Genomic DNA, 18,267 nt, shown 5'->3' with positions numbered 1-18,267 from the left:
TCGTCGCCAGCCGTGAAGAGACCAGCCATCCTCGCCATTCCAGGTCTCTTGCTGCTGACGGCGGCCGGCGCCGTCCATGCGCAACCGCGCGATACCGATCAGGCGCGCGCCGCGCTCAAGCGGATCGGCATTGCTGCCCCCGGCCTCGCACTCTCGATCCGGCCGGCCGCCAAGCCCTATTACCGGGTCCGTGTCCGCAACGGGCGCATGGCGGTCGAGGGATCCTCCGCGATCGCACTGGTCCACGGCGCGACGCAGTATCTCCAGCAACAGGGCCGCGTGTCGCTCAGCTGGGAGGGGCGCCGCATCGCACCGCTCGCCGGCCTTCCGACCGGCGATACCGGGCCGGTCGCCTCCGCCTTCGCGCTGCGCACCTACCTCAACACCTGCACGTTCGGGTACACCACGCCCTGGTGGGCCTGGGGTCGCTGGTCGGACGAGATCGACTGGATGGCGGCGCGCGGCATCGACACGCCGCTCGCGATGGAGGGGCAGGAATACGTCTGGCGCGCGTTGTGGCGCGATCAGGGCCTCGAAGATGCCACGATCGCCAGCGGCCTGTCCGCCGCACCGTTCCTGCCGTGGCAGCGGATGGGCAACATCGCCGGCTACCGCGCGCCGTTGTCGGACGGGTGGATCGAGAAGAAGCATCAGTTGCAGCTTCGCATTCTCGGCCGGATGCGCGCGCTCGGCATGAAGCCGATCCTGCCGGCGTTCTCGGGCTATGTGCCCAAGGCGTTCGCCGATCGCCATCCTAAGGCGCGGATCTACCGGATGCGCGCGTGGGAGGGGTTCCCCGGCACCTATTGGCTCGACCCGTCCGATCCGCTGTTCGCGGTCCTCGCGCGGCGCTTCACACAGCTTTACACGCAGACCTACGGCGCCGGCGATTATTACCTCGCCGATGCCTTCAACGAGATGGTGCCGCCGATCGCCGAGGACGGCAGCGATGCGAGCGCCGCGCAGTACGGCGACAGCATCGCCAACACCGCCGCGACCCGTGCCGCCGCGCTGCCCGTGGCGGTACGCGATGCGCGGTTGGCCGCTTACGGCGAGAAGCTGTTCCATTCCGTCACCGCCGCCGCGCCGAACGCGACCTGGGTGATGCAGGGCTGGCTGTTCGGCGCGGACAAGGCGTTCTGGACGCCCGACGCGATCCGCGCGTTTCTCAGCCGCGTGCCGAACCAGCGGATGCTCGTGCTCGATATCGGCAATGACCGGTACCCCGGCATCTGGAAGACCAGCGGTGCGTTCGACGGCAAGAGCTGGGTCTACGGCTACGTCCACAATTACGGCGGCAGCAACCCGGTCTATGGCGATCTGAACTTCTACCGCAGCGATCTCGCGGCGCTGCCCGCCAGCCCGACGCGCGGCAACCTCACCGGGTTCGGCATGTTCCCGGAAGGGCTGCACAATAATTCGGTCGTCTACACCTACGCCTACGACCTGGCCTGGGGGGAGAATGCGAAGCGCCCGGTGACCGACTGGATCGCCGACTACGCGCGTGCTCGCTACGGTGCAGCGCCGCCTGCGCTCCTCGCCGGCTTGGGCAAGGTGATGTCCGGAGCCTACGCCACCCGCTATTGGACGCCGCGCTGGTGGCGCGAGATGGCGGGCGCGCATCTGCTGTTCAAGCGCCCTGCCCTGATCGCGGCCGAATACCCCGCAGCGCCCGGCGACGAAGTCGCGCTGCGCGACGGCATCACCGCAATGCTCGCGGCGGCACCAGCACAGCCCGCGCCGCTGCTGACCTACGACCTCGTCGACTTCATCCGGCACTACGCAACGCTGCGGCTCGACGCGAAGCTGCGCGCCGCGGTCGCCGCCTATGCTTCGGGCGATGTCCCGACCGGCGACCGCAATGCCGCAACCGCCGCACGCCTCGCGCACGAGATCGACGCGCTGATCGGCAACCAGCAGGAGACGCTCGGCAGCTGGATCGCGGATGCCCGCGCATACGGCGATACGCCGGCGGAGAAGGATGCGTTCGAGGAGCAGGCCAAGGCGGTCGTCACGGTCTGGGGCGGCGCCGGTCACCTTTCCGACTACGCCTCGCGCGCATGGCAGGGCCTGTACGCCGGCTATTACCTGCCCCGCTGGCAGATGTTCCTCGCCGCGCAGCGCACCGCCGCGCTGGCGCACCAGCCGCTCGATACGGCCGCCGTCGCCACGAAGATCACCGCGTGGGAACGGGCTTGGCTGAAGGACGGCCGCACATGGCCACGCCACCGCCCGACCGATCCGATCGCAGGCGTACACCGCCTGCTCGCCGACGCAGGACAGCCATGACCGACACCCTCGCCCCCGACACTCTCGCAATCGCCAACCCGCGGCGCTTCACCGCGCTCGACGTATTCCGCGGACTGACCATCTTCCTGATGATCCTGGTCAACACCGCCGGGCCGGGCGCGCCCGCCTACGCCACGCTGGTCCACGCCAAATGGTTCGGCTTCACGCTCGCCGACGCGATCTTCCCGAGCTTCCTGTTCGCGATGGGCAACGCGATGAGCTTCGCCACGCGCAAACGGATCGATACCGCGCCGTATCTCATGCGGCTGTTCAAGCGTGGTGCGATCATCTTCGCGCTCGGGTTCCTGATGTACTGGTTCCCGTTCGTGACGCGCACCGACGACGGCTGGGCGGCGATCCCGTTCGCGGTGACCCGCGTGCCCGGCGTCCTGCAACGCCTCGCTTTGTGCTACGTCGCTGCCGGGCTGCTGGTGCGCTGGCTCGACGTGCGGGCGATCGTCATTGCCGGCGTGGTGCTGCTGTTCGGCTATTGGGCGATCCTGGTATTCCTGTCCGCACCGGGCATGGCGTACGACAAGTTCGGCACGGTCGGCACGCAGCTCGACCTGTGGCTGCTGGGCCCGGGGCATCTCTACAAGAAGGATGGCGGGTTCGATCCCGAAGGACTGCTCGGTACGCTGCCCGCGATCGTCAACGTGCTGGCGGGCTATCTCGCCGGGCTCGCGGTCCAGCGCGGCCCCAGCCTGACGCGGACGGTGCGCGCGATGACGCTGTTCGGCGTTGCGTTCGTGATCGCCGGGCTGGCCTGGTCGCCGTGGTTTCCGCTCGCCAAGAAGCTCTGGACCAGCTCCTACGTGCTGCTGACGATCGGCATCGACTGCATCGCGCTGGCGGGGATCATCGCGCTGATCGAGCTTGCGGGCGTCAAGCGGGGCACGCGGTTCTTCACGATCCTCGGCCGCAATCCGCTCGCGGTCTATCTGTTCTCCGAGCTGTTCGTCACCGCGATCAACCTGATCCCGATCGGCCCGGATGACGGGGCATATGGGGGACTATACGAATGGGTCGGTATCGCGATCTTCCAGCGCATCGCGCCTGGCACGTTCGGGTCGCTGCTCTGCGCGGTCGCCTACACGATGCTGTGCTGGGCGGTCGGCTGGTGGATGGACCGCAAGGGCTGGATACTCAAGGCGTGACCGCCCGCCGACTGCATACACAGGAGTTTCCCGCATGACCGTCAATCGTCGCGACGCACTTGGTATGATGGCAGGCGGCATGATGGCAGGCGGGGGTATCGCCGAGCCGGCGCTGGCTGCCGGTTCCCGCGTCGCCTCATCGGCCGGCGCGGCACCGTTCACGGCGGACTGGAACTCGCTCACGAAAGGGTACCGCGCGCCGGATTGGTACCGTGATGCCAAGTTCGGGATCTGGGCGCATTGGAGCGCGCAGTGCGTGCCGGAGGAAGGCGACTGGTACGCGCGCAACATGTACCTGCAAGGCTCGCGCGCGAACAAGGCGCACGTCGCCAGATATGGTCACCCCAGCGATGTCGGTTATCTCGAGGTGGTCGGCAGATGGCACGCCGAGAAGTGGCAGCCCGAACGGTTGCTCGATCTGTACGTGGCGGCGGGTGCGAAGTATTTCGTCGCGCTCGCCGGGCACCACGACAATGTCGATACCTTCGCCTCGGCGCATCATGGCTGGAACACGCTCCGGGTCGGCCCGAAGCGCGATATCATCGGCACATGGGAGCGGGCCGCACGCGCACGCGGGCTGCGGTTCGGCGTGTCCAACCACGGCGCCCATGCCTGGCACTGGCTGCAGACCGCCTATGGCTATGATCCCGAGGGCCCGCGCGCCGGCCAGCGGTACGACGCAAGCCGGCTGACCACCGCGGACGGACGCGGGACCTGGTGGCAGGGGCTGGACCCGCAGGCGCTCTATACCGGCCGGACGATGCCGCTGCCAGACGGCGTCCGCACCATCGCCGAGGCGGAGGCGATCCACGCGCGTACCGACGAGCTCTGGGTGGAGGATGCGCCTGCCGCTCAGGCCGCGTTCGTGCGAAACTGGGCGCTGCGATGCCGCGACCTGCTCGATCGCTACCGGCCCGACCTGATCTATTTCGACGATTACGGCCTGCCGTTCGGCCAGACCGGGCTGGAGATTGCCGCCCATTTCTACAACGCCAGTCGTGGCTGGTCGGACGGGCAGCTCGAGGCGGTCATCAATGCCAAGATGATGCCTGCCGAACGCCGGATGGGGCTGGTCGAGGACGTCGAACGGGGCGGCAAGGACCATATCGAGACGTATCCGTGGCAGACCGATACCTGCCTCGGCAACTGGCATTACGATCGAGCGCTGTACGAGCGCGACGGGTACAAGAGCGCCGCCACGATCATCCATACGCTGTGCGATGTCGTCTCCAAGAACGGCAACCTGCTGCTCAGCGTGCCGATGCGCGGCGATGGCACGATCGACGAAAAGGAGGGGGCGATCCTCACCGAGATCGCAGGGTGGATGCGCCTGAACGGTGCCGCGATCTACGGCACGCGGCCGTGGCGCATCCACGCGGAGGGACCGACCAAACCGGCGTCCGGCATGTTCGCCGAAAACGGGCCCAAATCGCCCTATACCGCGCGCGACGTGCGCTATGTCCGCAGCGGCGACGATGTTCATGCGCTGGTGATGGGCTGGCCGGCCGATGGCATCGCCCGCCTGACGTTGTTCGCCACCAACAGCATCATCGGGCGCGGTTCGGTCGCGCGGGTCACACTGGCCGGGGATGCGATATGCATCCTTCCGGAACGATCGGCCACGGCGCACGGCCTCGTCACGCGCCCGATCGACGGGTTCGTCCTGGAGCGTGAAGTCGTGATCGCGACGGTCTCCGGATCCACCGCGCCAGTCGAAATACGCAAGATCGCGCAAATGGCAGCCCGGTACGCGTGGAATTGAGTCACGGCATGAACAGTATCGGTGGTATGGAAACTATACGCCCGGCGCATTGGATAATTGCAGGAGATACTGCGATACACTGCATGATAACGAATACTATTTTCTGAACGTAAATCCTTCGTTCCTCTTGAAAAGTATTGAGTGATATCATGAAGTTTGAAAGATCGCAGGACGCAGTCGATCGACTGACCCCGGAGCAGCGCCGGGTTACGCAGGATTCGGGTACCGAACGGCCCTTTACTGGGGAGTATGACGACAACAAGGAACCAGGAATCTACGTCGACGTCGTATCGGGCGAGCCGTTGTTCGCCTCGACCGACAAATACGAGTCAGGCTCCGGCTGGCCGAGCTTCACCAAGCCGATCGTGCCTGCAAACGTGAACGAAGTGCGCGATACCACGCACGGAACGGTCCGGACCGAGGTCAGGTCGGTACACGCCGACAGTCATCTCGGCCACGTGTTCCCCGACGGTCCCGCCGACCGCGGTGGCCTGCGCTACTGCATCAACTCGGCGTCGCTTCGCTTCGTCCCGCGCGATGAGATGGCGAGCGAAGGCTACGGCGAATATCTCGATCAGGCAGAGGAGGTTTAGCATGCACGAACGCGCTGTTCTCGCGGGCGGGTGTTTCTGGGGCATGCAGGATCTGATCCGCAAGCGGCCCGGGATCGTCTCGACCCGCGTCGGCTACACCGGCGGCGACATTCCGAACGCCACCTATCGCAACCACGGCACGCATGCCGAGGGGATCGAGATCGCCTTCAACCCGGCGGTGACGAGCTACCGGGCCATCCTCGAATTCTTCTTCCAGATCCACGATCCCACCACCAAGAACCGCCAGGGCAACGACATGGGGCTCTCCTACCGGTCGGGCATCTATTACGTCGACGACGCGCAGAAGCACATCGCCGAGGACACGATCGCCGACGTCGATGCCTCCGGCCTGTGGAATGGCAAGGTGGTCACCGAGGTCGTGCCGGTCGGCGATTTCTGGGAGGCCGAACCGGACCATCAGGATTATCTGGAGACGCGGCCGAACGGCTACACCTGCCACTTCGTGCGTCCTGGCTGGGTGCTTCCCAAGCGCAAGACGGATGACGATGCGCAGACCGCCGCTGGAATCGCAGCGGAATAGACGTCGCCACCGCTCAGCGCCGGTCTGGTGCGCAATCCTCCATGACCGCAGCACCAGGATCGCAGATCATGACCGACCTCTCGTCCTTCCCGATCACACAGCGCTGGCCGGCATCGTATCCCGATCGCATCCAGCTTTACGCCACGCCCATCCGAGAGACGATGCTCTCGCTGGAAACCGCAGCGCTGCAGAGCGCTCGGGGAAACTACCTCGACTATGTCTTCACCGCCAAGGTCGATCAAAGCGAACCGGTCGAGAACGACGAACTGGCCCAGGCCGAAATCGCCAGCGACCTCGCCGAAGCGCTCGACGACACGCTGCACAATTACGCCGACAAGATCGACAAGCTCCGGATGATCGATTTCGGCCCCAAGTCGACCGTCGAGGAAGGCGCCGTCGTCAAGCTGTCCGGCCGCTACTTCGCGATCGCCGTTTCGACCAGCAGGTTCACCTGTCAGGGTCGGGAAGTCATGGGCATTTCCACGATGGCGCCGATCTTCGAAGCGATCGAAGGCGCACGAGCAGGCGAGACCGTGCAGTTCAACGGCCGCGACCTCATCGTGGAAGACGTGGAATAGGGTCCAGCTCCCGGCCGCTGCGCCGGTGCCGAACGCCGTTCATCTCATCAAGGCAAACCCATGACGACACCGTCGTTCTTCATCACCCCCGGCTACGGGACGCGCCTGCATGACGCGCTGCATTACTCCCAGGCGGTGCGCATCGGCGACCGCGTGGAGATTTCCGGACAAGGCGGCTGGAACGACGATCTCGTCATTCCGGAGTCGATAGAGGAAGAGATCGCGCAGGCGTTCGAGAACGTGGAACGGACGCTCGCGACAGCCGGGGCAAGCTGGCAGCACGTCGTCCACGTCAATTCCTATCACGTCGGCGGCTTCCCTCCCGTGATCAACGAAACGATGGCGAGGCTATTCCGCCACTACATGCCCGACCGCGCGCCGATCTGGACGCAATTGGGGGTAGAGGCGCTGGGGCTTCCCACCATGCGCATCGAAATTCGCGTGACGGCGGTAATAGCGTGATCCGCCCTGGATCTGTGACGCGGCGAACATCTCGAGAAATTTCACGATTTTAATCGAAGCACACGGTCTACGGGAGCACTTCATGTTCGAAGCCGAAGCACGCATCGCCACAATCGATAGCAGCCGTTATTTGACCGAGATCGCCAAGGCGTGGGTGCACACCTATCCGGTTCGCTACGATGCGCTGACCGCGGAGATCGAGCTTCCCGGGGGCCAGCTTATCATGACAGCCGATGGCGATAGCCTGTCGCTCCGGCTTGTGGGCTCGGATCATGGACGCTTCGATGCCGCAAAGGAGGCCGTGGCCAAGCACGTAGATCGCGTGGCTGAACACAATACCGGAGTGCGCTGCGTCTGGCATGAGATTTCCTGATCGCAAGCGGGCCGGTCGAACCGCCCAAATCTAGCAGTCAGGATGAGCCTTCGCTGCATAAGCTATGCCTGACTCAAGTCCGCGATGAGCGTGTCCGCATCGAGATGGAAATCCGAGAAGACGATACGGCCGCCTGCATCGATGACGGTGAACCAAGGTGTTCCTCGCGTGCGGTAGTCTTCCATGAACGTCGGAAGCGTCTGCCCGGTCGGTGGTTCATCGTGACCGAAAGCGAGGGGAAGGTCATATTTGAGCTGGTTCATGCGCAGTTTGTCGAAGCTGTTCTCCTCCGCGCCCTCGAAGACGGTCTGAATCACCGCAAACCCCACCCCCTTCGGACTCAATGCGCCGTACAGTTTTTGGAGCGTCGGAAAGCCGTGCACATGGCACCCGCGGCACCAATGCTGGAAGGCGAACAGGATCTTCGGGCCCGTGCCAAGATCCGACAGCGCAACCGGCGCGATGCGTCCGCCATCCCCGCCAATCCACTCCCGCACCCGCAATTCAGGCGCCTGGCGTTCGGTCATGCTCATCTTGTCCTCCGGTTCGAGCCGCAGTTCCTTTGCGGCACGACGACTGTCACGCCGGTAGCTGGAATCCGATTTTCTCGAATGCCTCGACGCAGGCATCCTGATCCTGCTGATAGGTGCCGCCCGAGATCCCGATCCCGCCGATCAATTTGCCGCCCTCGAGGATCGGATAGCCGCCCCCGACCGCGACCATCCGCGGGCGATAGGCCGACGACGCCACCTTGGATCAGCGCATATGCGTGATCGAAAAGACGAACCTGGGGGGGCCGATGCCGAGCCCTGCAATGTGCGGCGCAAGCGGCTGGGGATGGTCGACGATCGGCGGCTCCAATTTGCTGCGGCCTAGAATATCGGTCAGTCAAATCTTCGCACTGTCTGACCACGCCGGGATCTCCATTTTGCCGTCACGGACTATAGATTCATGGTTCATAAATTAAAAATAGCGACCGCGCATCGTTTCAATAGCTTGCACGGGTAGTCGCTCAGCGGAGATTAGAGGAGCACGAGCTATTGTTAGCGTCTGCGATACCATGACACTTTTCAGACCTAGGCCTCAAATCAACGAGAGGCTCATGAAACACCATTGCAAAGCTATAGAAACTATAGTGATAGTGCATTGGAAAACACGATCCGCATGCCGCTATGGATAGCGTATGATAAAGCGAGCGCGTCGAAGTGCGTTAGATTATCCCGACGGATGATCCGGTCTTTCGGACTTCGGCCAATCGGTCTGTTCGGCAGCCACGCGCGCAAGGGCGGGGTACGGGCTTCTGGAATGAAGCTGCCGATCGTCTTTCGTCATGAGCAAAGGAATTCGCATGGTCACCAGAGGATTCACCGGTCGCGGCTTGGACGGCGACAAGGCCCGTCGGACTCCGCCGGGTCAGCACCTCGTCGAGGATTTCCCCGTCCTGTCAGCCGGGCCCACGCCGCACGTGGAACCCGCCGAATGGAAATTCACCGTCAAGATTGGTCCGAAGCCCGTCAAAGTCTGGAATTGGAGCGAATTCAATGCCCTGCCCAAGACCAAGGTGACGCGAGACATCCACTGCGTCACCTCGTGGTCGAAGCTCGATACCGCCTGGGAGGGCGTCCTCATCGAAGACATCCTTGCCGACGCAGGGCTCGATCCACCCACCGATTTCGTGTTGGCGCACTGCTACGATAAATATTCGACCAACGTCCCGCTGGCAGACCTTCTCTCCGGGAAGGCGATGGTCGCCCTGAACTATGCAGGCGAGCCGCTACCGCGCGATCATGGAGGGCCGGCGCGGCTCCTGGTCCCGCATCTCTATTTCTGGAAGTCCGCCAAATGGGTGAATGCGCTGCAATTCACCACGCGCGACGAGCCCGGTTTTTGGGAAGGGCATGGCTACCACATCTACGGCGATCCGTGGCGCGAGCAGCGATACACCAATGATTGAGGGTGGCACGCAAACCGTGTCGTGGCAGTCGTGCGTGATCGAGGCGATCGTCCAGCAGACCCCGAGTATCAAGAGCGTCTTCCTGCGGGCTAGCAAACCGTTCGCGCACATCGCAGGGCAGCACGTCGACGTCCGGCTGACCGCGCCCGATGGCTATCGTGCGATGCGCAGCTACTCGATCGCGTCGGCGGCGGCCTCCTCCCCGATCATCGAGCTCGCGATCGAGCGCCTGCCGGACGGCGAGGTTTCGTCATATTTTCACGACGTCGCGACGATCGGCGACGCCATCGAGTTACGTGGTCCGCTCGGCGGCCATTTCCTGTGGCCAGACCCTGCCGCGGATGCCGTGCTGTTGATTGGCGCAGGTTCCGGCGTGGTGCCGTTGATGGCCATGATCCGACAGCGCCGCACACAGACTCCGGCGGTACCGACGGCGCTGCTCCTGTCCGCGCGGACCGCCGAAGACGTACTCTTTTCGGAAGAGCTCCATGCCACCGAGATCGGCGACGCGGCATTCGTCCTGGCGTTGGCGATCACGCGCGAAGACCCGCGCCGCGCCTCGGATTTCGCGCGACGGATCGATGGCGCGATGGTCCAGGAGGTCGTGGCCCGGCTTGACCAAAAACCCACCCACGTCTTCGTGTGCGGGTCCAACGGCTTCGTCAACATCGCGACGGAGGGCGCGCTGCTGGCCGGCCTGGATGCCGCGATGATCAAGACCGAACGCTACGGCGGAGCGTAACCTCGGCAAGCTGTTCAACGGCCTGCGCTACATCGAAAAGCGGCTTAGCCCAACCACCGGGCAGCGGCTTCGCCGCTACTATCCGGGCTCGCGTTGAACGCAATCGGGGTCTGCGGCGCCCATTGCCGAACGGCATCGATGACCTGTTCGAACGCCGCTACACGCTTGGTCGTCATACGGACGCCAGCGCAGATCACGATACAATCGAACGTCCCACGGGCGAGACAGTCCGCAATGTCGTGACGCAAGCTTCCATCCGCGCGGATCGGAAGATGCACCGCCTCCCAGCCGCGATTTCGCATCGATTGCGCGTCTCGTCCGATACCTTCCGCCACACGGGCTTCCGTCAGGCCGGGCGGAATGGCTGGATCGGTGAAATCGACTGCGTCAGGCGCATACCCAATGACCAACACGCGAACCATCTGCCTCTCCTTCGTGACCTTCATTTATCGAGCATAGGTCTACGTCTCACGCGATACGATGCCCACGCAGAATGCACATACGCAAACCGGCTATGTGCGCGGTTCGGGCGACTGAGGGGTACCCAGGATACTGCCTCCCCACCTTCGCGATTTCGGCTTAACCCCACACTGCCGCCGTTTTATTGATGTATCGCTATCACCGTGCTGATCCGCACTGCGAATCTTCAGCATGCATATGCGACCAACATTCCTTTCAGGCACAGCGTTAACGACGACCGCAGTGCAGCATAGCAGGTGAGCCTTGCCCACAAGGCTCTCAACTGTTCAATTTGAAGCACATCGATAAAACGACAGATGTTCTGGCCCATCCTCGCGTTAGGTTAGGCCATAATTGAGGAATCACGCCTTTCCCCAAATTACCTATACGGCACAACAACAGTCTCTATTATATCACAACTAGCGGATATAGAGGCTTCATCCAAAGAATACCGTATCCGATTTGCTAGAGCCCCTCGGAAAAGGGCCGACTAAACCACTAGAATTGCACATGATAGTGTAACGGATCCGGTTATTTCACGCAAAATAAGTAAAGCTTCTACCGTTGACACCACCTCTCCGAATGGTAGCCCTATCATATGCGGCAACGACCGTGTGCACTCCGGCCTGAACAGGGCGGCCGGGAATAGGGGAGGGTTTATGATCAAGTTTCCGCGCGCGCTCGCGCATTCGGTATCTACTATCGCCGTCGTGGCAGGCATGGCGGCTTCGAGCGCTGCCGGCGCTCAAACAGCCACCGCTCCGGCGGACCAGAGTGCGCAGACCGCCACCGCTCCGGCGGACCAGAGTGCCCAAACCACCAACGCGCAGCAGACTGGCACGCAGACCGTGCCCGACGCGGCGCCCGCGGCCGGCACGCTTGAAGACGGCACGACCGACGAGATCGTCGTCACCGGCATCCGCGCCAGCCTCGACCGCGCGATCGGCATCAAGCGGAATTCCGCGGGCGTCGTCGATGCCATCTCGGCCGAGGATATCGGCAAGTTCCCCGATACCAACCTGGCGGAGTCGCTCCAGCGGATCACCGGCGTGTCGATCACCCGCGCCAACGGCGAAGGCTCGCAGGTCGCGGTCCGCGGGTTCAGCGGCGGCTTCAACCTCGTGACGCTGAACGGTCGCCAGCTGGCGTCGACCAGCATCGATACCAGCACCGGCAACGCGTTCGCGGTCGGCACCGGTCGCTCGTTCGACTTCCAGAATCTGGCCTCCGAAGGCGTCGCCACGCTCGAAGTCTACAAGACCGGTCGTGCCAACATCCCGTCGGGCGGCATCGGCGCGGCGATCAACGTCGTCACCCGCCGGCCGCTGGACGCGCGCGAGGATGGCTTCTCGGGGTCGATCGGCGCCAAGGCGCTGTACGACAGCTCGGTCGAGAAGGCAGAGGCCAGTCTGAAGAAGGTCACGCCTGAGCTTTCGGGCCTGATCAACTGGAAGAACCCCAACGAGACCTTTGGTATCAATCTGTTCGGCAGCTATCAGCTGCGTGAATCGGCGTCGGTCCAGTCCAACCCGAACTATTGGAACATCGTTCCGCTCAATAATTTCCTCAATACCTCGACGTACATAACCCCGACGACGAACATCACGAACCGCCCCACGACGCCGTACGTGCAGATCCCGAACGACAGCCGCTATCAGTTCTCGGAGAACCGTCGCGAGCGCCTCAACGGCCAGGCCAACATCCAGTTCAAGCCGACCGACCGGTTGGAAATCACCGTCGACGGCCTCTATGCCCGCAACAAGCTGAGCGACGAGCGCAGCGAGCAGACCAACTGGTTCCAGCGTCCGTTCAGCGACATCACGTTCGATGACAACAAGCAGATGCAGTCCGCGATCATCCTGGCAGAGGCCAAACAGGCCGACAAGGGGTATGAGCAGCAGCGGTTCGCGACCAAAACCGAACTCTATTCGGTCGGCGGCAACCTGAAGTGGAACTTCACCGACGTGCTGTCGCTGAAGCTCGACGCGAACCACTCGAAGTCGACGACCAATCCGGACAATGCGAACGGTACGTCGGCGACGACGATCTCGATCGGCGCACCGGTGCGCGCAACGCATAAGGTCGATTTTTCCAACGGCTTCCCGCAGCAGTCCGAAACGCTCAACGATTGCAACGCGACCAACGGCGGCCGCGGCGGCAATTGCAACAACCTGCTCGACAGCGGCGATCTCGGCACACAGATCGCGCGCGAGATCTTCTCGAAGCAGGAGTCGAGGATCAACCAGTTCAACGGAGAATTGGGCTGGGATCTGGGCAACGAGAGCCGTTTCGTGCTCGGCACCAACTATGTCGATGCCAAGATCCACTCGACGAGTTCCAACACGCAACAACTTCTCGGCGACTGGGGCATCACGGATACCGGTATCGTCGACAGGCTCGCGGGCGACCTCGTCAGCACCTATTGCCTGACGTGCAAGTTCGACAAGTACAATCCGAACTCGACCGGCTCGGCGTTGGTAGCGTTCCGGGGGGATGCGGTCGATCTGCTCAACGTCTTCTCGCCATATTATCAGAATGTCCCAGGGCGTGAACGGGTGCTGATAGGGTCGTCGGACAACACCGTTGGGGAGAAGACCTGGGCGGTTTATGGTCAGATGGCGTGGCACGGTGAGATCGGCGGGCGCCGTGCCAATGCCCTGATCGGCGCACGCTACGAGCGGACGCGGGTCAATTCGCTGGCGCTCCAGACGATCCCGAGCGCGTTGGAATGGCAGTCGGATAACGACTTCGCCGTCCTCGGCGGTGCGGCTGGCGGCGCGGTCAACGTCAAGTCGAAGTATGACAATCTGCTGCCGTCGCTCGATTTCAACATCGAGGTTGTCGACAATCTGATCGCGCGCACGTCGTTCAGCCGGACACTGGCCCGCGCGGATTATGGCAGCCTGTTCGCCTCCGTAACGGCCAACGCCCCTACCCGTCCAACCGCGCTGGGCTCCGGATCGGCGCCGGCCAACCGGCAGAACCCGGCGCTCTTGCCGCTGGTTTCGGACAATTTCGATGTTTCGGTCGAATGGTACTACAAGCCGACCAGCTTTATCTCGGCCGGCTTCTTCAACAAGAACGTACGCAACTTCGTCGGCAATACGGTGACCAACGGCAACCTGTTCGGCTTGCGCGATCCGGGTTCGGGTGCGCCGGGCTCGCGGTCCGGCACGGCGCTGGACTATCTTCGGTCGAACAATATCGCCACGACCGACGAAAACCTGTTCGCCTATACTGCGCTGCTGCAGCAGGCTGCCGGCAACAAGGCGGCGGCGACGGCGGCGTTCCAGAACGGCTTCGACGCCGCCACGGGCAAATTCCGTGGCACGTTCTACAACGATCTCGCCCTCGCGGTTAATCTCGTCGGCGATGCCGCCGATCCGCTCGTCAACTTCGCGATCAGCGAACCGATCAACAACAAGGAAGCCAACATCCACGGGTTCGAAGTCGCCTGGACCAATTTCTTCGGTCGATCCGGCTTCGGTTTCGCAGTCTCGTACACCAAGGTCAGCGGTGACGTGAATGTGGATCCCTACGGCGACCCGAACGTCAACATCTTCGCGCTCACCGGGCTCGGCGACAGCGCCAACCTGACGGCGATCTACGACAAGGGCGGCATATCGGCCCGCGTTTCGTACAACTGGCGCGACAAGTATCTCGCGGCCACGAACCAGGGCGACAATCGCAACCCGCTGTTCACGGCGGCGTTCGGTACGCTCGATGGCAGCATAAGCTACGACGTCACGAAGACCTTCTCGGTGTCGCTCGAAGCCGTCAATCTGACCAGCGAGCCGTTCCGGCAATATGCCCGTACCGAGACCAACCTGGTCTATGTCCAGGAACTCAAGCCGCGCTTCTACCTCGGCGCGCGCTACCGGTTCTGAGGAAAACGGGAGTGGATATGGGTCCACTCCCGCACCAGTATGAAAAGGCCGCTGCCGAACCGTGCGGTGGCCTTTTCCTTTGTCCGTCGCCATCGCGCTGATAGACCTGACGCAACAACAGGACGGAGCGGATGAACCCCGTACAGATCAACAATATCGACCATGCCGATTTGCGCATCAGCCCGCGGGCAGGCGCCGCATTCGGCGATGCCACCAATCAAACGCTGATATTCCCCGCCGAGTTCGAGGAGGTGCAACGCGAATTCGCCATCATATTCCGCCGTCGCGACGAAGGATTGCAAGCCTATGCCCTGCTGGGGCTGGATCGCGACGAGAACCTGTTTCTCGCCGGCGACTATTGGACCAGCCGCTATGTGCCAGCCAGCCATCAGCGCGGCCCCTTCTCGATCGGGCTGGTAAGGCCTTCCGGTGACGACGTCGGCGAGCCGATGCTGCATGTCGATCTAGACGACCCACGGGTCGGCGATAATGCCGGCCTGCCGCTGTTCCTCGAACATGGCGGCAGCACGCCGTATCTCGATCATATCACCGGCGTGCTGCGCCTGCTGTACGAGGGCATCGAGACCGCGCCGGCGGCCTATGCCGCGCTTGACGAGGCTGGCCTTCTGACGTCGGTCACGCTCACCGTCGATGTCAGCGAAGAGCGTCGCTATACCATACCCGACGTGCTGGTCGTCGACATCGAGCATCTCGCGGCCCTGACGGGGGAACCGCTCGAACGGCTGCACCGATCGGGCGTGCTGCGTCTTGCCATCCTCGCCGCCGCGTCGCTCGGCAACATCCAGCAGTTGATTGCCCGCAAGCAACCGCTGCTAAGCCAGATCGGGTGAGCGTGACAGGTATCGTGCGCCGCACGCGTGTGATCGAAGCGGCGAGCGCGGCCAGCGTGCCCGTTGCCGATCTGATCGCCGGCGGCCGCCCCGTGATCCTACGCGGGATCGCGCGCGACCTGCCGCTGGTCGCTATCGGGCTGGATGGCGCTGAGCCCGCGATGACGTGGCTCAAGCAGTTCGACGGCGGTCGTCCCGTCACCGCGTATCTAGGCGATCCTGCGATCGGCGGCCGCTTCGGCTATTCGGACGATTGCACCGGGCTGAACTTCAGACGGGAGAGCGGTTCGCTGTCCGGCTATCTCGATCAGATCCTCGCCAGCCTCAACGATCCGGATGCGCCCGCCATCTATATCGGTTCGACCGACATCGATCTGTATCTGCCCGGCCTTCGTCCGCACGCGGCGTTGCCGTTCGGCGATCCGCAACTCGTCGAGACCCCACCGCTGGTCAGCATCTGGATCGGCAATCGTACCACCGCCGCGACGCATTACGACATGTCGAACAACCTGGCGTGCTGCATGGTCGGCCGACGACGCTTCACGCTGTTCCCGCCGGAGCAGGTCGCCAACCTCTACCCCGGGCCGTTGGAGCCGACGCCGGCCGGACAGGTAGTCAGCATGGTCGATCTCCGCGCACCCGATCTCGATCGGTATCCCCGCTTTGCCGAGGCGCTGGCGCAGGCCGAGGTCGCCGAACTCGAGCCCGGCGATGTGTTGCTCTATCCGGCTTTGTGGTGGCACAATGTCGAGGCGCTGGACGCGTTCAACGTGATGATCAACTATTGGTGGAACGCGGTGCCGCGGTTCATGGATACGCCGATGAATACGCTGCTACACGGCCTGTTGTCGCTGCGCGATCGGCCCGATCACGAGAAGCAGGCGTGGCGCGCGATGTTCGATCATTATGTCTTCGGCCCCGCAGACCAGGCCCGCGCGCACCTGCCCGAGCACGCACAAGGCGAACTCGCACCGCTCGATACGCTGTCCGCGCGGCGGCTGCGCGCAAAAATCCTCCAGCGCATCAACCGATAGGAACCGATCATGGTCGAGCAGCGCATCAGGAAAGTGGTCATCGCCGGCGGAGGCACCGCAGGCTGGCTCGCCGCCGCCGCCTTGACGCGGCAATTGGGCCAGTTGCTCGACATCACGCTGGTCGAATCCGAGGAGATCGGCACCATCGGCGTCGGCGAAGCGACGATCCCGACGATGCGGGCGTTCCACACGATCCTCGGACTGGACGAGCGCGAATTCATGCGCGCGACGCAGGCGACGTTCAAGCTCGGCATTTCGTTCGAGAACTGGGCGCGCGATGGCGATCGCTACATCCATTCGTTCGGCGACATCGGCAAATCGACCTGGATGGGCGACTTCCACCATTTCTGGCTTGCCGCCAAAGCCGCTGGCGATCCGAGCGAGATCGGCGACTATTGCCTCGAGCTTCAGGCGGCCAAGGCTGAGCGGTTCGCGCTCCCCTCCGAGGGCCAGATCAACTACGCCTATCATCTCGACGCCGGCCTTTATGCGCGCTTCCTGCGCGCGCGCAGCGAGGCGAACGGGCTGAAACGGATCGAGGGACGGATCGCCAGCGTCGATCGCGATGGCGAGACGGGCTTCATCCGCGCGCTCGTCCTCGATTCGGGCGCGCGCGTCGAGGGCGACCTGTTCCTCGACTGCACCGGCTTTCGCGGGCTGCTGATCGAGGGCACCTACGGCGCCGGGTACGAGGACTGGTCGCACTGGCTGCCTACCAACAGCGCGCTGGCCGTGCAGTCTGCCGCGACCGGCCCGGCGCACCCGTACACGCGCGCGATCGCGCACGACGCGGGCTGGCGCTGGCGCATTCCGCTGCAGCACCGCGTCGGCAACGGGCTGGTCTATGCGAGCGATCATCTGTCCGACGACGAGGCGCATGCCCGCCTACTCAGCACCATTGGCGGTGCGCCGCTTACCGAGCCGCGGCTGATCCGGTTCCGCACCGGTCGTCGGCGACAGGTATGGATGGGGAACTGCGTCGCGCTGAGCCTCGCCAGCGGGTTCGTCGAGCCGCTCGAATCGACCAGCATCCATCTGGTCATGACCGGCCTCATGCGGCTGATGCAGACCTTCCCGTTCGGCGGGATCGCACCCTCGCTGGTAACGCGGTTCAACGATCAGGCGCAGGCCGAGCTGGAGCGCGTCCGCGACTTCATCATCCTCCATTATCACCTCAACCAACGTCCCGAGCCGTTCTGGGCGGCGCGCCGGGACATGCCTATCCCGGACACACTCGTGGAGCGCATCGCGCTCTTCACCGAAGGCGCGCAGGCGTATCAGGGCGGCGAGGATCTGTTCCGCGTCGCCAGTTGGGTGCAGGTGATGCTCGGCCAGCGTCTCACGCCACGCGATCATCACCGCCTCGGCAACATCATGGGCGGCCCGCAACTCGCCAGCGTGCTGACCAACATCCGCAGTACCATCGCGGACGCGGTCGCGGGTATGCCCACGCACCAGCAGTTCCTGGATCGCTACCTTGTGACACCGACCGCCGCTGCGTCCGGCATCCGATAGGTCAACGCGAAGCGCGGGTACGACCGTATCAACGCTGCGGCCTCGCCCGCTACGCGGCGGCAGTGTTTGC

16 protein-coding genes and 1 pseudogene are annotated in these 18,267 nt (G+C 63.7%); 14 read left to right on the top strand and 3 right to left on the bottom strand.

What is annotated here, in order from left to right:
• Positions 1-12: 12 nt before the first annotated feature.
• From C8J44_RS00775 to C8J44_RS00735, 8 genes are all read left to right on the top strand, one after another.
• Positions 13-2,289, top strand: coding sequence for an alpha-N-acetylglucosaminidase TIM-barrel domain-containing protein (locus C8J44_RS00775; protein WP_121902981.1), 2,277 nt, complete (start codon positions 13-15; stop codon positions 2,287-2,289).
• Entirely contained in the window at positions 2,286-3,446 is a 1,161-nt protein-coding gene (locus tag C8J44_RS00770) for an acyltransferase family protein (protein ID WP_121902980.1), read from the top strand. Before C8J44_RS00775 ends, C8J44_RS00770 begins: the two co-directional genes overlap by 4 nt.
• 34 nt (positions 3,447-3,480) lie before the next feature.
• Positions 3,481-5,208: an alpha-L-fucosidase gene (locus C8J44_RS00765; protein WP_259466641.1), complete on the top strand. Its 1,728-nt coding sequence runs from the start codon at positions 3,481-3,483 to the stop codon at positions 5,206-5,208.
• 149 nt (positions 5,209-5,357) lie between these two features.
• Complete coding sequence (msrB, locus tag C8J44_RS00760; protein WP_121902979.1) at positions 5,358-5,801, top strand: peptide-methionine (R)-S-oxide reductase MsrB; 444 nt, start codon at positions 5,358-5,360, stop codon at positions 5,799-5,801.
• Position 5,802: 1 nt separating this feature from the next.
• Complete coding sequence (msrA, locus tag C8J44_RS00755) at positions 5,803-6,342, top strand: peptide-methionine (S)-S-oxide reductase MsrA (RefSeq protein WP_121902978.1); 540 nt, start codon at positions 5,803-5,805, stop codon at positions 6,340-6,342.
• 68 nt (positions 6,343-6,410) lie between these two features.
• Positions 6,411-6,920: a hypothetical protein gene (locus tag C8J44_RS00745; RefSeq protein WP_259466640.1), complete on the top strand. Its 510-nt coding sequence runs from the start codon at positions 6,411-6,413 to the stop codon at positions 6,918-6,920.
• Between the two features lie 60 nt (positions 6,921-6,980).
• Positions 6,981-7,382 (top strand): RidA family protein, encoded by a 402-nt coding sequence (locus tag C8J44_RS00740; protein WP_121902977.1) that lies wholly within the window; start codon positions 6,981-6,983, stop codon positions 7,380-7,382.
• A gap of 82 nt (positions 7,383-7,464) precedes the next feature.
• Positions 7,465-7,755 (top strand): DUF2218 domain-containing protein, encoded by a 291-nt coding sequence (locus C8J44_RS00735; RefSeq protein WP_121902976.1) that lies wholly within the window; start codon positions 7,465-7,467, stop codon positions 7,753-7,755.
• Between the two features lie 62 nt (positions 7,756-7,817).
• Here the strand turns inward: C8J44_RS00735 and C8J44_RS00730 are convergent, their stop codons facing one another.
• Both C8J44_RS00730 and C8J44_RS00725 read right to left on the bottom strand, forming a co-directional pair.
• Positions 7,818-8,288: a peroxiredoxin gene (locus C8J44_RS00730; RefSeq protein WP_121902975.1), complete on the bottom strand. Its 471-nt coding sequence runs from the start codon at positions 8,286-8,288 to the stop codon at positions 7,818-7,820.
• A gap of 46 nt (positions 8,289-8,334) precedes the next feature.
• A pseudogene (locus C8J44_RS00725) lies at positions 8,335-8,508 on the bottom strand (heme-binding protein); the annotation flags it as partial.
• Positions 8,509-9,103: 595 nt separating this feature from the next.
• Between C8J44_RS00725 and C8J44_RS00720 the strand changes: the two are divergent.
• On the top strand, positions 9,104-9,709 hold the full coding sequence (locus tag C8J44_RS00720; protein ID WP_121902974.1) for a sulfite oxidase-like oxidoreductase: 606 nt from the start codon (positions 9,104-9,106) through the stop codon (positions 9,707-9,709).
• Positions 9,702-10,451 carry a ferredoxin reductase gene (locus C8J44_RS00715; RefSeq protein WP_121902973.1) on the top strand — a complete coding sequence of 250 codons (750 nt, stop codon included), beginning with the start codon at positions 9,702-9,704 and terminating at the stop codon, positions 10,449-10,451. Before C8J44_RS00720 ends, C8J44_RS00715 begins: the two co-directional genes overlap by 8 nt.
• Before the next feature lie 44 nt (positions 10,452-10,495).
• On the opposite strand, the gene C8J44_RS00710 is transcribed toward C8J44_RS00715, so the two are convergent.
• On the bottom strand, positions 10,496-10,873 hold the full coding sequence (locus C8J44_RS00710) for a hypothetical protein (protein WP_147453103.1): 378 nt from the start codon (positions 10,871-10,873) through the stop codon (positions 10,496-10,498).
• A gap of 696 nt (positions 10,874-11,569) precedes the next feature.
• Between C8J44_RS00710 and C8J44_RS00705 the strand changes: the two genes are divergently transcribed.
• The 4 genes from C8J44_RS00705 to C8J44_RS00690 all read left to right on the top strand — a co-directional run bounded on the left by C8J44_RS00705 (position 11,570) and on the right by C8J44_RS00690 (position 18,197).
• Positions 11,570-14,797: a TonB-dependent receptor gene (locus tag C8J44_RS00705; RefSeq protein WP_121902971.1), complete on the top strand. Its 3,228-nt coding sequence runs from the start codon at positions 11,570-11,572 to the stop codon at positions 14,795-14,797.
• Positions 14,798-14,928: 131 nt separating this feature from the next.
• A complete protein-coding gene (locus C8J44_RS00700) occupies positions 14,929-15,648 on the top strand; it encodes a SapC family protein (protein ID WP_121902970.1) in 720 nt (239 codons plus the stop codon).
• A gap of 2 nt (positions 15,649-15,650) precedes the next feature.
• Positions 15,651-16,682: a cupin-like domain-containing protein gene (locus C8J44_RS00695; protein WP_121903743.1), complete on the top strand. Its 1,032-nt coding sequence runs from the start codon at positions 15,651-15,653 to the stop codon at positions 16,680-16,682.
• Between the two features lie 9 nt (positions 16,683-16,691).
• Positions 16,692-18,197 (top strand): tryptophan halogenase family protein, encoded by a 1,506-nt coding sequence (locus C8J44_RS00690; protein WP_121902969.1) that lies wholly within the window; start codon positions 16,692-16,694, stop codon positions 18,195-18,197.
• Positions 18,198-18,267: the final 70 nt, after the last annotated feature.

Source organism: Sphingomonas sp. PP-CE-3A-406 (assembly GCF_003688625.1).
Lineage (GTDB): Bacteria > Pseudomonadota > Alphaproteobacteria > Sphingomonadales > Sphingomonadaceae > Sphingomonas.
Note: the sequence above shows the minus strand (reverse complement) of the source record. Positions and strands in the feature narration are given on the sequence as shown.

Bases quoted from the DNA above. Each gene is read 5' to 3' on its own strand.
- C8J44_RS00770 (WP_121902980.1), top strand. From the start codon at position 2,286: ATGACCGACACCCTCGCCCCCGACACTCTCGCAATCGCCAACCCGCGG.
- C8J44_RS00765 (WP_259466641.1), top strand. From the start codon at position 3,481: ATGACCGTCAATCGTCGCGACGCACTTGGTATGATGGCAGGCGGCATG.
- msrB (WP_121902979.1), top strand. From the start codon at position 5,358: ATGAAGTTTGAAAGATCGCAGGACGCAGTCGATCGACTGACCCCGGAG.
- msrA (WP_121902978.1), top strand. From the start codon at position 5,803: ATGCACGAACGCGCTGTTCTCGCGGGCGGGTGTTTCTGGGGCATGCAG.
- C8J44_RS00745 (WP_259466640.1), top strand. From the start codon at position 6,411: ATGACCGACCTCTCGTCCTTCCCGATCACACAGCGCTGGCCGGCATCG.
- C8J44_RS00740 (WP_121902977.1), top strand. From the start codon at position 6,981: ATGACGACACCGTCGTTCTTCATCACCCCCGGCTACGGGACGCGCCTG.
- C8J44_RS00735 (WP_121902976.1), top strand. From the start codon at position 7,465: ATGTTCGAAGCCGAAGCACGCATCGCCACAATCGATAGCAGCCGTTAT.
- C8J44_RS00730 (WP_121902975.1), bottom strand. From the start codon at position 8,288: ATGAGCATGACCGAACGCCAGGCGCCTGAATTGCGGGTGCGGGAGTGG.
- C8J44_RS00720 (WP_121902974.1), top strand. From the start codon at position 9,104: ATGGTCACCAGAGGATTCACCGGTCGCGGCTTGGACGGCGACAAGGCC.
- C8J44_RS00715 (WP_121902973.1), top strand. From the start codon at position 9,702: ATGATTGAGGGTGGCACGCAAACCGTGTCGTGGCAGTCGTGCGTGATC.
- C8J44_RS00710 (WP_147453103.1), bottom strand. From the start codon at position 10,873: ATGGTTCGCGTGTTGGTCATTGGGTATGCGCCTGACGCAGTCGATTTC.
- C8J44_RS00705 (WP_121902971.1), top strand. From the start codon at position 11,570: ATGATCAAGTTTCCGCGCGCGCTCGCGCATTCGGTATCTACTATCGCC.
- C8J44_RS00700 (WP_121902970.1), top strand. From the start codon at position 14,929: ATGAACCCCGTACAGATCAACAATATCGACCATGCCGATTTGCGCATC.
- C8J44_RS00690 (WP_121902969.1), top strand. From the start codon at position 16,692: ATGGTCGAGCAGCGCATCAGGAAAGTGGTCATCGCCGGCGGAGGCACC.